This is a genomic window from Cupriavidus sp. FW305-27 (assembly GCF_058787995.1).
Window position 1 is genome coordinate 54,742 of sequence record NZ_JBYTAG010000037.1, and the last position, 16,329, is coordinate 71,070.

The window sequence follows — 16,329 nt, forward strand, 5'->3', positions numbered from 1 at the left end:
TCGTTGCGATGCGCCGTTGGCGTGGAACCCGCATTGAGCGGGCCCGGGGAGTTCAGCGGACTCAGGCAGTGTGCTTCTGCGGCACCATGGTGCGCCAGAAGCGCAGCCCGAAGCGGCGCGCGTCGCGCAGGTTGCGGCGCACCGCGTAGTCCAGGTCGGCGAGCTGCTCGTCCAGCGCTTCGGTCAGGCGGCTGGCGGTGTCGGCCGGCGGCAGTTCCAGGTAGGCATCGGCCTCGCCGTAGGCGTACTGGACCTTCATGCCGGCCTTCTTGGCAATGTGCATCATCGCCGCGTTGCGCGACAGGCAGTGCATGTACAGCGTGCGCACATTGGTATTGCGGCCGTGGATCGCGGCACGCTCGAACAGCGCGCTGCCGATGCCGCGCCCGCGGGCGCTGCCCGACACCGACACGCCGAACTCCGCCACGCGGCCCTGGGCGTTGTCGCGCAGGTTGGCGAAGTGGCCCACGCCGATCAGTTCGAGCTTGTCGTCGTAGACGCCGAACACGCTGTCATGGTCGAAGTCGATGCTGTCGACATAGGCTTCGATCACGTGGTCGCCCACGGACTGGCCAAAACGGAGCAGGCGATCCTCCTCGCCCAGGGCGAGGAAATGCTTCAGCAGGCGCGAGCGGTGGTGGGCCGCCAGCTCGCGCACCAGTACGGTGGCGCGGTGGGTGGCCTGGGCGGCTTCGGCTGCCTTGCGCAGATCTTCGTCGGTCAGTGCGCCGACGGCCTTGCTCAGTTCGAGCGGATTCACGTTATTTCCTTCCAGGTGCAATCACAGATAAACATAGCACTGCGTTGGTGTTTTTCCAGGCACTTTTCCCTGCTTCGGTGCAGAATTCGGGGAAACACCATCTTGATGCGCAGCCAAAAGTATTGTAGTGGAATTGTCAGTTCGGCGTAAGCTTCCCGCGTCGCAGCAGGCCGCCGTCTCACCACAGCATCAATAAAAATCGAATAAAATCAAAAGCTTGAGAAAATGTGATGAATTGTTGCGTGGTGCCGGATGTGGATTTGGTGCAACGCCACAATCCCGCGTTCTCCCGCATGTCCGTCTGACTTCCCCTTGCCCAGCCGATCGCCTTTGATGACCGAGCCCCCAATCGTTGTGATCTACGCGCACCCCACGCCCAGCCGTTCGCGCGTCAACCGTCCGCTGGCCGATGCCTTGGCCGCGCTGCCGCAGGTACAGGTACGCGATCTCTACCGCAGCTATGTCGACTATGACATCGATGTCGTCGCCGAGCAGCGCGTGCTGTCGGTCTCCGACACCATCGTGCTGCAGTTCCCGGTGCGCTGGTACAGCGTGCCGGCGCTGCTCAAGCTGTGGCTCGACGAGGTGCTGGAGCCAGGCTGGGCCTATGGCCCCGGCGGCACTGCGCTGCGTGGCAAGTCCTTGCTGGCGGTGGTGAGCACCGGCGGCACCGCCGATTCCTACGGGCCGGACGGCACCCATGGCCACCCGATCGGGGACTTCCTGCTGCCGCTGGAACAGACCGCCTTGCTGTGCGGCATGAGCTGGCTCCCGCCGGTGGTGCTGCACGACGCCAACAATGCCGATGCCCAGGCGCTGGCCGAGCATATCGCCCACGTCTGCGGGCGGCTGGGCACCGGCGCCGCGCCGGCGGGGGGACAGGCATGAACCAGCACGACTTCCTGATTGCGCTGCTGGTGTTCCTGGTGGCGGCGGTGGTGGCGGTGCCGCTGGCGCGGCGCAGTGGCCTGGGCGCGGTGCTGGGCTACCTGCTGGCGGGGGCGGCGATCGGGCCGTTTGCGTTGCGCCTGGTGACCAATGTCGAATCGATCCTGCATTTCTCCGAGTTCGGCGTGGTGTTGATGATGTTCGTCATCGGCCTGGAGCTGGAGCCGCGCAAGCTGTGGGCGCTGCGGCGGAGCATCTTTGGCTACGGCGGCGCGCAGCTGGCTGCGTGCGCGCTGGTGATCGGCGCGGTCGCGGCGCTGGCGGGCGCGCCGTGGCAGGTGGCGCTGGTGGCGGGCCTGGGACTGGCGTTGTCGTCCACCGCGATCGCGCTGGCGACACTGACCGAGCGCAACCTGTTCGGCACGCCGGCGGGGGCCGCCAGCTTCGGCATCCTGCTGTTCCAGGACATCGCCGCGATCCCGATGATCGCGCTGTTGCCGCTGCTGGCCACGCAGGGCGCCGCAGGCGCGGGTCCGGGCGCGGCCGGCTGGCTGGCGGCGGGCAAGGCGGTGGCGGTGATCGGTGCGGTGGTGGTCGGCGGCCGCTACCTGGTGCGCCCGGCGCTGCGCTTTATCGCCCGCACCGACATGCGCGAGATGTTCACGGCGTTTGCGCTGCTGCTGGTGGTGGGCATTGCGTTGATGATGGACGCGGTGGGCTTGTCGATGGCGCTGGGCACCTTCGTGGCTGGCGTGCTGCTGGCCGATTCGGAATACCGCCATGCGCTCGAGGCCGACCTGGAGCCATTCAAGGGCCTGCTGCTGGGCCTGTTCTTCATGGCTGTCGGCATGTCGATCGACTTTGCCGTGCTGGCACACTCGCCCTGGCTGGTGCTGGGTCTGGTGGCCGCCTTCGTGGTTGCCAAGACCGCGGTGCTGGCGCTGCTGGCGCGGTATTTTGCCATCGCCCGCGGGCAGCGGCTGCTGTTTGCGCTGCTGATCTCGCAGGGCGGTGAGTTCGCTTTCGTGGTGTTCGGCGTGGCCGGCACCGCCGGCCTGCTGCCGCGCGAGACCGAGGCCCTGCTGGTGCTGGTGGTGGCGCTGTCGATGGTGGCCACGCCCTTGCTGCTGCTGGCCTATGACCGGCTGGTGGCGCCGCGCCTGGGCAGCGGCAAGGCCCGCCCGGACGAGGCCATCACGCCGCAGCACAATCCGGTGCTGATCGCCGGTTTCGGGCGCTTCGGCCAGATCGTCGGCCGCCTGCTGTACACCCAGGGCGTGGGCGTGACGGTGCTGGACCACGACCCCGACCAGATCGAGTTCCTGCGCCAGTACGGCTTCAAGGTCTTCTATGGCGACGCCACCCGGCTGGACCTGCTGGAGGCCGCGGGCATTGCCGACGCGCGCATCCTGGTGGTGGCGATCGACGGCATGGACGAAAGCCTGGAACTGATCGACCGCGTGCGCCAGCGCTTTCCCGAACTGCAGATCTACGCCCGGGCGCGCCATGTGTCACATGTCTACCAGCTCAAGGACCGCGGCGTGCACCTGTTCGAGCGCGAGATGTTCGAGGGCTCGCTGATGCTGGGCCGCCGCGTGCTGGAGGGGCTGGGTTTCGATCCGGCCGAGGCCCGCAACGTGGCACTGCGTTTCCGGCGCCACAACATCCAGGCGATCGACCGCTTCTATCCGCACTACACCGACCAGAAGAAGCTGGTCTCGCTGGCGCGCCAGGCGCGCGACGAACTGGAAGAGATGTTCCGCCAGGACCGCGAGCAGCGGCGTCAGCGCGAAGAGGCCGAGTGGATGTGAGCGGCAGGGCGGCGGGCCAGCGCCGCGTCAGCGCGCGGCCGCGGCCCGGCCGGGCAGGCCGCCTTCGAGCAGGTCGACCACCATCTCGGCAAACTCTGCATAGGACAACCGGCCGCCCGGCTTGAGCCAGGTGAAGGTCCAGTTGATCATGCCGAAGATGGTCATGGTCAGCGCGGTCTGGTTCTCGCGCGTGACGCGCTCCGGGTAGGCCCGGCGCAGCAGGCGCGAGAACGCCGCGACCACGTCGCGCTCGCGGCCCAGGATCAGGTCGCGCTGGGTCTCGGCCAGGAACTTGACGTCGTTGATCAGCGCGATATGGCGCGTCTGCGAGGTCTCGTACTCGGCCAGGAAGGCGCGGATCAGGTTGCCGAAGGCTTCCTTGTCGGTGCGCGCGTGGCGCTCGGCGTCGGCCTCCACTTCAGTGACGAGCAGCATCAGCCGGCGCGTGTAGCGGTCCAGCAGGTCGAACAGGATCGCTTCCTTGCTCTCGTAATAGTGGTACAGCCGCGCCTTGGAGGTGCCGCAGGCGGCGGCCAGGTCGGCCATCGAGGTGCTGGGGTAGCTGCTGTTGGCAAAGGCGGCGGCGGCCAGGTCCAGGATCTGCTCGCGCTGCGCCTCGAAATCGGGTGCCTTGGTACGGGCCATATTCTCGTTTATTCGCCGCCGGTGCCACCGCTGCCGAGATGGCGGCGCAGTTCGCAGGTATCGAGCGAGTCAGCATTGCCGCGCAGCACCAGCTGGCCCATGGCGATCAGCTCGCGGCAGCGCCAGAACACGAACCAGTCGCTGGCCAGCAGACCCTCGATCGCGCCCATCACGCTGCCCACCATCTGCGCCGCGGGCGTCCACTCGGACGGGGCGCGTTCCATGATGATCTCGTCGATGGTGTGGTAGGCCGCCGGCACCAGCGTGTTGCCCTTCCAGAGCCGCACGTCGGCGTTTTCCTTGACGTTCTGCTGCCACTCGTAGCCGAGGCGGCCCAGGCGCAGCACCGAGACCGGGGCGATGGTGGAAAAGCGCCGCGCCAGCCGCGCGGGCGTGTACATGCCGATCGCCGCCAGGTTGCCCTGCGCGGGCATTTCCAGCTCGCGCAGGTCCATGGCGACTTCATTGATCCGCTGCGGCGCCTGGTACAGGTGGAACACCACCCGGCGCAGCATCAGCTGGTCAGCCGCGCTCTGGCCGTGCCAGATGGCCACTTCCATGTTGTCCTGGCGCAGTCCCTGGAGCTGGTCCAGCGCCTGGCGCATCTCGGCGCCGAAATCGATGTCGGTATGCGGGGCGACCCGCTGCCAGAAGCCGGAGCGGATCAGGCCGGTGCTGTCGATGTCGGCCAGCGGGCCTACCGCCAGGTCGTCGCGCAGCACCACGACAGGGTCCGGCCGCGCAGCCTGGGCCAGGGCCTGGCGCAGGGTCGTGCCTGCTACATCACCGTTGACGACGTGGATATATTGCATGGCCGTGATTGTATATGGGTGGACGGTTCGCTGGCACCGCCGCGGCGGCGGTGCGACAGGCGCGATCGCCGCCCGCCCGGTCACTGTCCTGCAAGCATCGCGCCAGCCCGAAGCCGCCTGCCGCCATTGTAGTCACGGCCGGTGCTGGCCAATGTCGGCAATTGTCTGAATACACACGCCCCGGCGTGCCCGGATTAGCGTTCGTCGTAGCTGACTACCACCCGCGGCGTCAGCGCCCGCGCCTGGCAGGTGAGCACGAAGCCCTTTTCCATCTCCCACGGCTCGAGCGTGTAGTTCTTTTCCATGTCCACCTGGCCCTCCAGCACCTTGGCGCGGCAGGTGCAACAGACGCCGCTCTTGCAGGCAAAAGGCAGGTCCAGGCCGGCGGCCAGCGCGGTGTCCAGCACGGCGTCTTCCAGCGGCAGGCGCATGCTGTGCTGCTTGCCGTCGAGCACCACCACCAGCTCGGCGGTGCCGGCATGGTCGGCGTGCGCCGGGGCCGGCTTGCGCCTGGCCTGGGCCAGCGGCACACCGAAGCGCTCGGCGTGGATGCGGTGCGGGTCGACGCCCGCGTCGCGCAGCGCCGCCTCGGACTCGTCGATCATCGAGGCCGGCCCGCAGACAAAGGCCGCGTCGATGTCTTCCACGGGGATCAGGGTCTGCAGGAAGGCGGTCACGCGGGCATGGTCGAGCCGGCCATGCAGCAGGTCCACCTCCTGCGGCTGGCGCGACAGCACGTGGTAGAGCGTGAAACGCGCCAGGTACTGGTTCTTCAGGTCTTCCAGCGCCTCGGAGAAGATGATGCTGTCGACGTTGCGGTTGCCATAGACCAGCGTGAAGCGGCTGTGCGGCTCGGCCTGCAGCGTGGTGCGGATCAGCGACAGCACCGGCGTGATGCCGCTGCCGGCGGCAAATGCCACGTAGTGGCGCGCGGCGCCGGCATCGAGCGGCACGTGAAAGCGACCGTCGGGGGTCATCACGTCGATCACCTGGCCCGGGGCGATGGAATCATGCAGGTGCGTGGAAAAGAGTCCGTCCTCGACCAGCTTGACCGCCACGCGCAGCTCGCCGTGCGCGTCGTAGTCCTGCACGGCCGAGCAGATCGAGTAGGAGCGGCGCAGGTCCTTGCCTTCGACCGGCGCCTTCAGCGTCAGGAACTGGCCCTGGGTGAAGCGGTAGGCGTCGCGCAGCGCGTCCGGCACCTCGAAGGCGATCGAAATCGTGTCGGCGGTCTCGGGGCGCACCTGCGCCACGCGCAGCGGATGGAACTGTGGAGTCATGGCAGCCTGGCTTCGGCCCGGCGGGGCTCAGTAAGGTTTGAAATAGTCGAACGGCTCGCGGCAGTCCAGGCACCGGTACAGCGCCTTGCAGGCGGTCGAGGCAAAGCGCGAGATTTCCTGCGTATGCATGCTGCCGCAGCGCGGGCAGGCCACGGCATCGGGCGCGCCCGCGCGGGCGGCGCGAGGCACAAAGCGCAGCGGCTGCGCCGCGGCCGGCGTGCCGCACTGGCCCGGCGGTGCTATGCCGAAGGCGCGCAGGCGCTCGCGCGCGGCCGGGGTGATCCAGTCGGTGGTCCAGGCCGGCGCCAGCACGGTGCGGATGCGCCACGGCGCCAGCCCGGCGCCGTCCAGCGCCCGGCCGATGTCCTCGGCGATCTGCGACATCGCCGGGCAGCCGGAATAGGTGGGCGTGATGACGATCTCAAGCGCGCCGTCGGCGGCGGTCAGAACATCTCGCAGGATGCCCAGGTCGCGGATCGATACCACCGGGATCTCCGGGTCCGGCACCGCCCCCAGCGCCGCCCATGCACGCGCGATGCGGCCGTCGGTGGCGCGGTCGTTGCGCAGGGGGAGGGCGGCGATGTTCATGTTGGTCAACCCTTTGCGCCGAAGCGGGCGCTTACCATTGCGCGCCCGGATGGGCCCGCGCCAGCCCCTGCATCTCGCCCAGCAGGTAGCTCATGTGTTCGGAGTGCACGCCGTGCTTGCCGGTCGAGACAAAGCTCGTGGCCTGGGGCAAGTCCAGCGTGGCGGCCTGCAGCGTCTCGGCGACGGTGGCGTCCCAGGCCGGGCGCAGCGTGGCCGTGACCACGCCGATGCCCTGCGTGGCGGCCTCGGTTTCGACCGCGTCCTCGGCAAAGCACTCGTTCATATAGGGCAGAAGGTGCTCCAGCGCGCGCTGCATGCGCGCGTGCGATGCCTCGGTGCCGTCGCCCAGGCGCACTACCCAGCCAGCCGCGTGGTGCAGGTGGTAGCGCGCTTCCTTGACCGACTTGGCGGCGATCGCGGCCAGCTGGTCGTCGTGGCTGGCCAGTAATGCTTCCCACAGCTCGACCATCAGCGCGCTGTACAGGAAGTTGCGCATGATGGTGACGGCGTAGTCGCGCTCGGCTGCGGCGTTGCCGGCCAGCGGGCCGCGGTGCGGCAGCTCCAGCAGCGTCCAGTTGCGGAAGTCGCGCTCGGCACGCCAGTAGGTGTAGTCGTCCTCATGGCGGGGCAGGCCGGTCAGCTCGCCTTCCAGTTCGCCGGCGCGGCCGTACAGCAGCCGTGCCTGGCCGATCAGGTCCAGGCTGATGTTGGCCAGCGCGATGTCTTCTTCCAGCACCGGGCCGTGGCCACACCATTCGGCGTTGCGCTGGCCCAGGACCAGGGCGTTGTCGGCCAGGCGCAGCACGTAGCGCAAGCCCGCAGTGCGTGCCGGCGGCAGGTGGTCGAGCGAGGCGGGCGCGGTCGGCTGTGGGGACGCAGTCATGGTGCGGGCCTTACATGTGGTTGACTTCGTCGGGCAGCTGGTAGAACGTCGGGTGCCGGTAGATCTTGTCGGCCATCGGGTCGAACAGCTCCGGCTTTTCCTCGGGCACGCTCGCGGTGATGGACGCTGACGGCACCACCCAGATCGACACGCCTTCCTGGCGCCGCGTATAGACGTCGCGCGCCATGTGCAGCGCCTGCTGCGCGTCGGCGGCATGCAGGCTGCCGCAATGCTTGTGTTCCAGGCCTTGCTTGCTGCGTACGAACACTTCCCACAGCGGCCATTCCTTGCGTTGCATCGTTTGTCTCCGTCCTCGGGCGTGTTGTCAGGCCGCGGCGCGGCTGGCGCGGGCTTCGCGTTCGGCCACCTTGGCGGCGTGCGCCAGCGCGGCCTCGCGCACCCAGGCGCCGTCCTCGTGCGCTTTCACGCGGGTGGCCAGGCGCTCCTTGTTGCAGGGGCCGTCGCCGTTGATCACACGCCAGAACTCATCCCAGTCCAGCGGGCTGTAGTCATAGTGGGCGCGCTCGGCATTCCATTGCAGGCCGGGGTCGGGCAGGGTCACGCCCAGCACGCGGGCCTGCTCGACCGTGGCATCGACAAACTTCTGGCGCAGGTCGTCGTTGGAGATGCGTTTGATGCCCCAGGCCATGGTCTGGGCGCTGTTGGTCGAGGCCGCGTCGGGCGGGCCGAACATCATCAGCACCGGGAACCACCAGCGGTCGACCGCGTCCTGCACCATCTCGCGCTGGGCCTCGGTGCCGCGCATCATCGCCAGCAGCGCGTCGAAGCCCTGGCGCTGGTGGAACGACTCTTCCTTGCAGATGCGGATCATGGCGCGCGCATACGGGCCGTACGAGCAGCGGCACAGCGGGATCTGGTTCATGATCGCCGCGCCGTCGACCAGCCAGCCGATCACGCCCACGTCGGCCCAGGTCAGCGTCGGGTAGTTGAAGATCGACGAATACTTGGCCTTGCCGCTGTGCAGCGCGTCGACCAGGTCATCGCGCGAGGCGTCGAGCGTCTCGGCGGCGGAATACAGGTAGAGCCCATGGCCGCCTTCATCCTGCACCTTGGCCAGCAGGATGGCCTTGCGCTTGAGCGACGGGGCCCGGCTGATCCAGTTGCCCTCCGGCAGCATGCCGACGATCTCCGAGTGCGCATGCTGCGAGATCTGGCGCACCAGGGTCTTGCGGTAGGCCTGCGGCATCCAGTCCTGCGGCTCGATCTTGCCGTCGGCGGCCATGCAGGCGTCGAACGCGGCCTGGCGGGCGGCTTCGTCCTGGGGCGCGCTGGCCGGTGCCGTATCGGCGTGCTGGCCGGGCAGGTCAAGACTCTGCGTGTACATGGTGTCTCCTCTGACGGGATGCCGCCCGGATCGCGGGCAGTGCTGGCCCTATTATATATATGCCGACCGGTCGGTCAATTTAAGGGAAGGCCCGCTACCGTGGCCGTGGCTTGATCCCGCTCGCCTCGTGGCGGCTGCCGCACGTGTAGTATCGAAGTCAGGCGGCGTTACCGCCCCCATCCCTTTCCAACGGAGGCAATTCCTATGACTAGCGCGGCATACAGCAAGATCGTGGTGGCGGTGGACGGCAGCAGCACGTCCGACCTGGCGCTGGGCGAAGCCATACGCGTGGCGGCTCCGGGCGGCGCCACCGTGCTGGCGCTCTATGTCGTGGACACCGGCACGCCCATGTTCGATGCCGGGTACTACGATCCGAGCCAGCTGCAGAAGGCGTTCGAGGAAAGCGGGCAGCGCGCGCTGCAGGCCGCCTCGCAGCGGCTGGCCGCGGCCGGCGTGGCGCATGAAACCCGGCTGGTGACCGAAGCGCCGGTGCCAGGCGACATGGGGGCCTCGATCAACGAGGCCGCGCGCCAATGGGGCGCCGACCTGCTGGTGATCGGCACGCACGGACGCCGCGGCGTGCGCCGTCTGGTGCTGGGCAGCGTGGCCGAGGCGGTGATACGCCAGTCCACCATGCCGGTGCTGCTGGTGCGCGGCGAGGCGAAGGCTGACTGAACGGCCGAATGAAATCGTGCCCCCCCATCGGGGACGCCAGGGCAGCCGACGGGACTCAGCCGGCGAAGCGGAAATGGCCGCTGCGCAGCACGATCTCGCGCGCCTCGGTCAGCTCGAACATGCTTTCGGCCAGGCGCTCGATGCGCTGGCGGTTGCTGGTGAAGGCTGCGACCAGGTCTTCCTCGCGCGGCGAACGCGCGCCGAAATGGGCCTCGAGGGCCTCGGCGGTGACGGAATACAGGGTGGGACTGCCGTTGACCGTGGCGGGGCAGGACAGCGTGAGGCTGGCTGCGCAGTAGGTCGGGAGGCTGCGAGGGAACGTGATGTCGGACATGGCGTGCCTCGTGCTGGCGGCGAGCGTATTAGATCAATATAGGCCATTGCCGCGTTCCGTAAAGCCCGGCCGGTACGCTGGCCGGGCCGGCAAGCTTCTTTCTTGATGCCTCTCAGCCGCTGTGCGCCCGCCGGCGCACCGGCGGCTTGCGCGCGGCCGCGCCCAGCGTGCGCAGGTCCGCCACCGCGGCATGGGCGGCGGCGATATGCGCGGCGGCGTAGTCGGCCTGTTCCGCCAGGAAGGCGTCGAGCGCGCCAGCGGGTGGCAGCGCGGGCCGCTCGGTGTCGCCGGCAGCGTCTGCCAGGCCCGGCCGCATCGCCAGCTCGGCCAGTTGGGCTTCCAGCTGCGTCAGGAGTGCGCGCACTTCAGCCCCGGCGGGAAGCGTGAAAACGCCCGACTCCACCCCGGCTCGCACCACGCCGGCCAGCGCGGCCATGCGGCGTGCGCTCGCATGCACGCGCTGGTAGGCCCCGGTATAGTCCGGCGCCAGCGCGCCGGCGGTCTGTGCCAGCGTGAGTTCGGCGCGGGTGGAAGCCCGTCCGGCGGCAATGCGTAAGGCTTCCAGCCGCGGCACGGCAGGCGGCGTCGCGGCCTCAGCCACGCGGCTGGCCGCGAAGGCGGCTCGCAGGTAGACCGCGTTGACCGCCACCGCGTCGACGGCATGGCGGAACACGCGCGACATCTCCACGCGCGGTGCCAGCACATAGTACGTGGCCAGCGCGATCAGGCAGCCCAGCGCGGTATCGATGCCGCGCAGCGCGGCAAAGTGGCTGCTGTCGAGGGCCGGCGCGCCCACCCATGAGAACAGGATCACGGCCGGCGTCAGGCAGAACGCGAACGCCCCGGGCTGCCCGGCAAGGCGGCTGGCATAGGCCCCGGCCAGGAAGGCCGCGCTGATGCCCAGCGCCACCACCGGCGCCGGATGGAGCAGGCCGATGACACAGGCGCACAATGCGCCAGCCAGCGAGCCCGCAAAGCGTTTTACGGAAACCTGCCGGGTAGTCTGCAACTGGGGGCTGAGCACCATGATCACGGTCACCGCCACCCAATAGCCATGGTCCAGCCGCCACCACTGCGCCGGCAGCAGGCTGAGGCTGCCGGCCAGCGCCAGGCGCAGGGCGTGGCGCGTGGCCAGCGCATCGCCTGCGGCGTGGTCGGCCAGCCCGCGCAGCATCTGGGCCAGCCCGTGCCCGATGCCGCGCCGCGGCCAGCGGAAGCTTGCGCGCCATCGGTCGAAATCCGGATGGCGCGCCAGGGCGGATAGTGCCGACTGGTAGGGGGGCGGGGCGCTGGCATTGGCCACGGGCGCGGTCAGGCGCCGCAGTTCGTGGCGCAGCGCCGCGCTCAATGCCGGCAGGTCGGGCGCGTGCCGCGCCAGGGCCTGGCCAACTTGCTCGCGGGCGTCGGCGATGCAGCGTGCGATATGACGCAATGGCGGCTGCATCGGCAAGCCATGGGCGGTGCCGGCGCGCTCGCGCAGCTCGCCCGCGACGATCAGCAGCGCAAACAGGGCGTCGGCGACACCCACGGCATAGCCATAGTGCAGGAGCGTGCTGGGGTCGCGCAGGCTGCGTCGGGCCTCGATGGCCCCGCGCGCAGCCTCGATGCGGTTGCGGATGTCCTGCTTGCAGGTGGCGAGGTCATTGCCGTGGCGGGTGTCGGCGAGTGCCGTGGCGAGCCGGACCAGCGCGTCGTATGCGGCCACGATCTCGGTGCGTGGCCGGTCGTCGCGGGTCGACGGGATCAATGCCAGGCAAGCCAGGCACGCGAACACGCCGCCGCGCAGGAAGTCGAGCCCGCTTTGCAGGGCCTGCACGGCGAGCTCAGGCCCGGCCGCAGGCTGCAGGCACGCGGCCACCAGCACGACATAGAGCAGCTTGGCCGCCAGCGCACTGGCCGGGCCGCGCGTCTCTGCGAGACCTGCGGCAAGCCCTCCTGCCATCACGACCAGTACGGCCAGCCAGGGCGAAGGCGCGACGGCCGCGCCCAGCGCGCTGGCTACCGCCCCGCCAATGCCGACCGCTCCCAGGCTGGATAGCCGTGCCGACGCCGTGCCTTGCCGGTCCGCCAGGCAGGTCCAGATCGAGGCCGTTGCCGACCACAGGTAGCCTGCATCCCCGGTCAGCCAGCCAATACCGGCAAGGGCCAGGAACGACAGTGCATAGATGATCCCGCGCCGGAGCAGGACGGGGTCAGGCCAGTAGCGGGCAAGGAGGGCGGAGGCGAACATGCGGGCCGGGATCCACGCGGGCCTGCCCGGTCGGGCGCCCGTCGTGAGACCACTCTACGATACCGTTTGCTGCGTTGCAACAAAACTGGCCTGTCGGCCACGGCATCAGGTCGCCGCACCAAGGTGGCGCGAGCAAGCCCCGTGGCGAGGATCCAAGCACGATTGCTGCGCCAGCAGGCGCAAACGTGCACAGGGGTTGTGACCGTTTCGGCGCGAAGGCGAAAAAAAAACCCACGCAGGTTGTGCGTGGGTTGGAATCCACCGAGGTGGTGGAGGAGACAGACTCCAATATACATGATTTGTTGCGACGCACCAAGTGGTCATGTGTCAATGTCCGACATTGCGCACAATGGTGTTGTATCGATGCGACAAAATCCGGTTTCCAGCATCCATGTCCTAGCGGAACAGATATGCGGCACCTACGGCACACATGATCCCGGCAGCATCGGCCACCAGTGCACAACCCAGTGCGTGGCGCGTATTGCGCACATTGATGCTGCCGAAGTAGACCGCCAGTACATAGAAAGTGGTCTCGGTCGAGCCCTGGATGATCGCCGCCAGCCTTCCCTGGAACGAGTCCACGCCATAGGTCGTCATCACATCCACCATCAGCCCGCGCGCGCCGGCGCCGGACAGGATCTTCATCAGCCCGACCGGCAGCGCCGGCACGAAGTCCGTATTCATGCCCAGCTGGGCAAAGCCCAGCGTCAGCCAGCCCATCAGCACGTCCATGCAGCCGGTGGCCCGGAACAGGCCGATGGCTACGAGGATTGCCACCAGGTAGGGAATAATCTGCACGGCGACGCCAAAGCCTTCCTTGGCACCATCGATAAAGGCTTCATAGACATTGACCCGCCGCAGCGCGCCGCAGAGCAGGAACAGCGTGATCAGCGACAGGATGAAGCCGGCGCCGGCCAGTGCCGTCACGCTGCCGACCTGCTCCGGCGGCGCGTGCCGCAGCCAGGCGAACATCCCGCCCAGCAGCGCAGCGACCAGCCCGAACGCCACCAGCACGGCCGGGCGCAGCAGGTTCAGCCGCTGCACCCACGCCACCGCCAGCAGGCCGGCCAGGCATGAGCCGCCGGTGGCCAGCAGCGTCGGCAGGAAGATATCGGCCGCATTGAAACCCGCCAGCCCTTGCTTGACCGCAATGGCCTGCCGGATCGCGATCACCGAGGTCGGGATCAGCGTCAGCCCGGCCGTATTCAGCACGATGAACATGATCTGCGCATCGGTGGCCACGTCTGGGCGCCGGTTCAGTGTCTGCAGCTCGCGCATGGCATTCAGGCCGAGCGGCGTGGCGGCATTGTCCAGCCCGAGCAGGTTGGCCGACACGTTCATCATCATCGCCCCCTGTGCCGGATGCCCCTGCGGCACGCCGGGGAAGAAATGGCGCAGCAGCGGGTTCACCAGCCGGGCAAAGGCATCGACCACGCCGGCGCGCTCGCCGATGCGCATGATGCCGAGCCACAGGCTCATCACCCCGGCCAGGCCGAGCGCGATCTCGAAGGCCGTGCGCGCACTGTCGAACAGGCTCGCCAGCATCGCCGGGAACACGGTGAGATCGCCGCTGGCCAGGCGGACGCAGGCGGCGACAAAGGAAATCAGGAAGAAACCGAGCCAGACAACGTTCAGGGCCATCGGAATGCGGGAAGGGGGGAAATCAAAGCCGGGGAGATTCCCGGCACGGCGTGCAGCTCAGCCGATCACGGCCCCGCGTTCGGCCAGCAGCTCGCGCAGGATCGAGCGGTGGCAGTGCGCTTCGTTCTCGCAGTAGCAGCCTACCGAGAAATTGGTCTGGTGCGACAGCGCCGCCAGCAGGTCGAGCGTGCGGCTGGCGTCCGGCTCGGCCATTTCCTTGCGGAAGTGCCGCACGAACGCCCGCCATTGCTTGTCATCGGTGGCCTGCAGCGCCTGGGCCACCAGCTCGGGCGATGGCGACAGCACGGGATACCAGACATCGTAGAAATCGCGGCTGGCAAACTCGGATTTGGGCACGCCCCGCGGCGGCCGGCGCACAGTGCCGATGCGCAGGCCTTCATCGTCCGCGCGCGGCGTGCCCAGTCTTACGATTCGGATGGTCATGGGGGATCCCGCTCATGTCTGCCGACGCATGTGCGTCCGGCTAAAGTCCCAGATCATGAATCATGGTGTCGCGCATGACAAACTTCTGCACCTTGCCCGTCACAGTCATCGGCATTTCCGAGACAAAGCGGATATAGCGCGGAATCTTGTAGTGGGCGATCTGATCGCGGCAGAACTTCCGGATCTCTTCCTCGGTGGCGCTCTGGCCGGGTTTGAGCACGATCCAGGCGCAGACCTCCTCGCCGTACTTCTGGTCAGGCACGCCAAAGACCTGCACCGCCTGCACCTTGGGATGGCGGAACAGGAATTCCTCGATCTCGCGCGGGTAGATGTTCTCGCCGCCGCGGATCAGCATGTCCTTGACCCGGCCGACGATGTTGCAGTAGCCCTCGTCGTCAATGGTGGCAAGGTCGCCGGTGTGCATCCAGCCGTCGCGGATGGCCTCGCGGGTGCGCTCGTCGTCTTCCCAGTAGCCTTGCATCACGGAATAGCCGCGGGTGCAAAGCTCGCCGGTGGCGCCGGTCGGCACGACCTCGCCGAGGGCGTCGACCACCTTGCATTCCAGGTGCGGCTGCACCCGGCCGACAGTGGCGACGCGCTTGTCCAGCGGATCGTCGGTGGCGCTCTGGAACGAGACCGGGCTGGTCTCGGTCATGCCATAGGCAATGGTGACCTCCGACATATGCATGTCCGCCACCACGCGTTTCATGACCTCGATCGGGCAGGGGGCGCCGGCCATGATGCCGGTGCGCAGGGCCGAGAAGTCGAAGCGGCTGAACTCCGGATGGTCCAGCTGGGCGATAAACATGGTCGGCACGCCATGCAGGGCGGTGCAGCGTTCCTCGCTGGCCGCCTGCATGGTCGCGAGCGGATCGAAGGCCTCGCCCGGGAACACCATGCAGGCGCCGACCGAGACGCAGGCCAGCACCGACAGCACCATGCCGAAGCAGTGATAGAGCGGCACCGGGATGCACAGTACGTCACTGTCGCCAAGTCGCATCGCTATGGCGACAAAGCGGCCGTTATTGACCACGTTGTGATGCGTCAGGGTGGCGCCCTTGGGGTTGCCGGTGGTGCCGCTGGTGAACTGGATATTGATGGCGTCGAGCGCGGAGAGCGTCGCGGTCACCGCGTCCAGGCGCACAGTATCGGGTTCGGCCAGCAGTGCATCGTAATTGAGCATGCCGGGCGTCGCCTCGCCTCCCATGCGGATCACCCACTGCAGCCGGGGCAGCCGGGCGGAGCGCAGCGCCCCCGGCTCGGCCTCGGCCAGTTCCGGCGCCAGCGCCTGGAGGGTGGCCAGGTAGTCGCTGGCCTTGAAACGCGCGGCCGTGATCAGCATGCGCACGCCGGCCTTGTTCAGCGCATATTCCAGCTCCGCCCGGCGGTAGGCCGGATTGATATTGACCAAGATGGCGCCGATACGAGCGGTGGCGAACTGGGTCACCAGCCACTCGGGCCGGTTCGGCGCCCAGATGCCGACCCGGTCGCCCGGCTGGATCCCGCGCCGGAGCAGGCCGCTGGCCAGGCGATCGACCTGGTCGCTGAACTCCGCCCAGCTCCAGCGCACACCATGCTCGCGGAACACCACGGCCGGGGCGCCCGGGTTCGCGGCGACCGTGCGCGCCAGCAATGCCGGAATCGTCTCATCAGACAGGGGGATGTCGGTGCTGCCGGCGACCACGGAGAGGCCGGGCGTCACGGGTCGGGTCATCTTGTCTCCTTCAACTGCTCTGCTTGGCATTCGACGTCTATATATAAAGAGGACGTCTCGGGTTGGGCCGACGCCCACGGTCTCAGCTTAAGCCGAGGCGCCGCTGGATGCTGTCACCACCGCGACATTTGAGCCTCGTGCGCCGCTTTTACGGGGGGGTCGAATTATTTCGCGAAATCGCTTGCCAGTCGGTCCTGCGTCCCTTAATATTCGCCCCCTCGCAACACAACGCAGCGCTGCAAAGCAGACGCAGCAAGGGTTGCGGGGTCGACCGGAAGG

The 16,329-nt window shown here is 68.2% G+C and carries 16 protein-coding genes; 3 read left to right on the forward strand and 13 right to left on the reverse strand.

The genetic code is table 11. The features are described 5' to 3' along the window. Positions 1–61 precede the first annotated feature (61 nt). The gene (locus AC3WRI_RS18765; protein ID WP_010813461.1) at positions 62–760 is read right to left on the reverse strand and encodes a GNAT family N-acetyltransferase; all 699 of its coding nucleotides are present in this window, start codon (positions 758–760) and stop codon (positions 62–64) included. Between the two features lie 333 nt (positions 761–1,093). On the opposite strand from AC3WRI_RS18765, the gene kefF reads away from it, so the two are divergent. Next, on the forward strand, positions 1,094–1,648 hold the full coding sequence (gene kefF, locus AC3WRI_RS18770) for a glutathione-regulated potassium-efflux system oxidoreductase KefF (RefSeq protein ID WP_010813462.1): 555 nt from the start codon (positions 1,094–1,096) through the stop codon (positions 1,646–1,648). Then, positions 1,645–3,459 carry a glutathione-regulated potassium-efflux system protein KefC gene (gene kefC / locus AC3WRI_RS18775; RefSeq protein ID WP_010813463.1) on the forward strand — a complete coding sequence of 605 codons (1,815 nt, stop codon included), beginning with the start codon at positions 1,645–1,647 and terminating at the stop codon, positions 3,457–3,459. Before kefF ends, kefC begins: the two co-directional genes overlap by 4 nt. Positions 3,460–3,486: 27 nt before the next feature. On the opposite strand, the gene AC3WRI_RS18780 is transcribed toward kefC, so the two are convergent. From AC3WRI_RS18780 to paaA, 7 genes are all read right to left on the reverse strand, one after another. Then, positions 3,487–4,104, reverse strand: a complete 618-nt coding sequence (locus AC3WRI_RS18780) for a TetR/AcrR family transcriptional regulator (protein ID WP_010813464.1) — start codon at positions 4,102–4,104, stop codon at positions 3,487–3,489. 8 nt (positions 4,105–4,112) lie between these two features. Beyond that, entirely contained in the window at positions 4,113–4,916 is an 804-nt protein-coding gene (locus AC3WRI_RS18785; protein WP_010813465.1) for a DUF1835 domain-containing protein, read from the reverse strand. 194 nt (positions 4,917–5,110) lie between these two features. Continuing rightward, positions 5,111–6,196, reverse strand: a complete 1,086-nt coding sequence (gene paaE, locus AC3WRI_RS18790; protein ID WP_011616171.1) for a 1,2-phenylacetyl-CoA epoxidase subunit PaaE — start codon at positions 6,194–6,196, stop codon at positions 5,111–5,113. A 27-nt stretch (positions 6,197–6,223) separates the two neighbouring features. Beyond that, positions 6,224–6,784, reverse strand: a complete 561-nt coding sequence (paaD, locus tag AC3WRI_RS18795) for a 1,2-phenylacetyl-CoA epoxidase subunit PaaD (RefSeq protein WP_011616170.1) — start codon at positions 6,782–6,784, stop codon at positions 6,224–6,226. A gap of 31 nt (positions 6,785–6,815) precedes the next feature. Further along, positions 6,816–7,667 carry a 1,2-phenylacetyl-CoA epoxidase subunit PaaC gene (gene paaC / locus AC3WRI_RS18800; RefSeq protein WP_011616169.1) on the reverse strand — a complete coding sequence of 284 codons (852 nt, stop codon included), beginning with the start codon at positions 7,665–7,667 and terminating at the stop codon, positions 6,816–6,818. A gap of 10 nt (positions 7,668–7,677) precedes the next feature. Then, positions 7,678–7,965: a 1,2-phenylacetyl-CoA epoxidase subunit PaaB gene (paaB, locus tag AC3WRI_RS18805; protein WP_010813469.1), complete on the reverse strand. Its 288-nt coding sequence runs from the start codon at positions 7,963–7,965 to the stop codon at positions 7,678–7,680. 27 nt (positions 7,966–7,992) lie between these two features. Then, the gene (gene paaA / locus AC3WRI_RS18810; protein WP_010813470.1) at positions 7,993–9,012 is read right to left on the reverse strand and encodes a 1,2-phenylacetyl-CoA epoxidase subunit PaaA; all 1,020 of its coding nucleotides are present in this window, start codon (positions 9,010–9,012) and stop codon (positions 7,993–7,995) included. Between the two features lie 204 nt (positions 9,013–9,216). On the opposite strand from paaA, the gene AC3WRI_RS18815 reads away from it, so the two are divergent. Continuing rightward, positions 9,217–9,687 (forward strand): universal stress protein, encoded by a 471-nt coding sequence (locus tag AC3WRI_RS18815; RefSeq protein WP_011616168.1) that lies wholly within the window; start codon positions 9,217–9,219, stop codon positions 9,685–9,687. 55 nt (positions 9,688–9,742) lie between these two features. Here the strand turns inward: AC3WRI_RS18815 and AC3WRI_RS18820 are convergent, their stop codons facing one another. The 5 genes from AC3WRI_RS18820 to AC3WRI_RS18840 form a co-directional block, all read right to left on the reverse strand. Next, positions 9,743–10,021 carry a DUF1488 family protein gene (locus tag AC3WRI_RS18820; protein WP_010813472.1) on the reverse strand — a complete coding sequence of 93 codons (279 nt, stop codon included), beginning with the start codon at positions 10,019–10,021 and terminating at the stop codon, positions 9,743–9,745. A gap of 112 nt (positions 10,022–10,133) precedes the next feature. Continuing rightward, positions 10,134–12,251: an FUSC family protein gene (locus AC3WRI_RS18825; protein ID WP_058698121.1), complete on the reverse strand. Its 2,118-nt coding sequence runs from the start codon at positions 12,249–12,251 to the stop codon at positions 10,134–10,136. A 396-nt stretch (positions 12,252–12,647) separates the two neighbouring features. Next, positions 12,648–13,892 (reverse strand): nucleoside recognition domain-containing protein, encoded by a 1,245-nt coding sequence (locus AC3WRI_RS18830; RefSeq protein ID WP_011616166.1) that lies wholly within the window; start codon positions 13,890–13,892, stop codon positions 12,648–12,650. A 57-nt stretch (positions 13,893–13,949) separates the two neighbouring features. Next, positions 13,950–14,336, reverse strand: a complete 387-nt coding sequence (locus AC3WRI_RS18835; RefSeq protein WP_010813475.1) for a DUF488 domain-containing protein — start codon at positions 14,334–14,336, stop codon at positions 13,950–13,952. A gap of 40 nt (positions 14,337–14,376) precedes the next feature. Next, positions 14,377–16,050, reverse strand: coding sequence for an AMP-binding protein (locus tag AC3WRI_RS18840; protein ID WP_011616165.1), 1,674 nt, complete (start codon positions 16,048–16,050; stop codon positions 14,377–14,379). Between the last annotated feature and the right edge of the window lie 279 nt (positions 16,051–16,329).

What these genes read in the sequence shown, in the direction of transcription:
- kefF (WP_010813462.1), top strand. Translation starts at nt 1,094, where the DNA reads ATGACCGAGCCCCCAATCGTTGTGATCTACGCGCACCCCACGCCCAGC.
- AC3WRI_RS18825 (WP_058698121.1), bottom strand. Translation starts at nt 12,251, where the DNA reads ATGTTCGCCTCCGCCCTCCTTGCCCGCTACTGGCCTGACCCCGTCCTG.
- AC3WRI_RS18815 (WP_011616168.1), top strand. Translation starts at nt 9,217, where the DNA reads ATGACTAGCGCGGCATACAGCAAGATCGTGGTGGCGGTGGACGGCAGC.
- AC3WRI_RS18830 (WP_011616166.1), bottom strand. Translation starts at nt 13,892, where the DNA reads ATGGCCCTGAACGTTGTCTGGCTCGGTTTCTTCCTGATTTCCTTTGTC.
- AC3WRI_RS18840 (WP_011616165.1), bottom strand. Translation starts at nt 16,050, where the DNA reads ATGACCCGACCCGTGACGCCCGGCCTCTCCGTGGTCGCCGGCAGCACC.
- paaC (WP_011616169.1), bottom strand. Translation starts at nt 7,667, where the DNA reads ATGACTGCGTCCCCACAGCCGACCGCGCCCGCCTCGCTCGACCACCTG.
- paaD (WP_011616170.1), bottom strand. Translation starts at nt 6,784, where the DNA reads ATGAACATCGCCGCCCTCCCCCTGCGCAACGACCGCGCCACCGACGGC.
- paaA (WP_010813470.1), bottom strand. Translation starts at nt 9,012, where the DNA reads ATGTACACGCAGAGTCTTGACCTGCCCGGCCAGCACGCCGATACGGCA.
- paaE (WP_011616171.1), bottom strand. Translation starts at nt 6,196, where the DNA reads ATGACTCCACAGTTCCATCCGCTGCGCGTGGCGCAGGTGCGCCCCGAG.
- paaB (WP_010813469.1), bottom strand. Translation starts at nt 7,965, where the DNA reads ATGCAACGCAAGGAATGGCCGCTGTGGGAAGTGTTCGTACGCAGCAAG.
- AC3WRI_RS18780 (WP_010813464.1), bottom strand. Translation starts at nt 4,104, where the DNA reads ATGGCCCGTACCAAGGCACCCGATTTCGAGGCGCAGCGCGAGCAGATC.
- AC3WRI_RS18820 (WP_010813472.1), bottom strand. Translation starts at nt 10,021, where the DNA reads ATGTCCGACATCACGTTCCCTCGCAGCCTCCCGACCTACTGCGCAGCC.
- AC3WRI_RS18835 (WP_010813475.1), bottom strand. Translation starts at nt 14,336, where the DNA reads ATGACCATCCGAATCGTAAGACTGGGCACGCCGCGCGCGGACGATGAA.
- kefC (WP_010813463.1), top strand. Translation starts at nt 1,645, where the DNA reads ATGAACCAGCACGACTTCCTGATTGCGCTGCTGGTGTTCCTGGTGGCG.
- AC3WRI_RS18785 (WP_010813465.1), bottom strand. Translation starts at nt 4,916, where the DNA reads ATGCAATATATCCACGTCGTCAACGGTGATGTAGCAGGCACGACCCTG.